The organism is Achromobacter sp. GbtcB20 (assembly GCF_019091095.1).
Lineage (GTDB): Bacteria > Pseudomonadota > Gammaproteobacteria > Burkholderiales > Burkholderiaceae_B > Achromobacter > Achromobacter mucicolens.
Genome location: NZ_JAGXJZ010000805.1, coordinates 1 through 243, shown reverse-complemented (window position 1 = coordinate 243; position 243 = coordinate 1). Strand labels below are relative to the sequence as shown.

At 72.8% G+C, this 243-nt stretch carries 1 pseudogene; it reads left to right on the top strand.

Features of this window, described 5'->3' with window-relative positions:
• Positions 1 to 243, top strand: a pseudogene (locus tag KVT32_RS31195) (GTP 3',8-cyclase MoaA); the annotation flags it as partial.

Genomic DNA, 243 nt, shown 5'->3' with positions numbered 1-243 from the left:
AGCGAGGTGGTGAGCCGGATGGGCGCCGAGATGCCGCTGGCGCCGCTCGACCCCAACTACACCGGCGAGACCGCCGCGCGCTGGCGCTACCAGGACGGCGGCGGCGAGATCGGCGTCATCTCCAGCGTCACCGGCGCCTTCTGCAAGGACTGCAGCCGCATGCGCCTGTCGACCGAGGGCAAACTCTACACCTGCCTGTTCGCGACCCAGGGCCACGACCTGCGCGCCCCGCTGCGCGGCGGC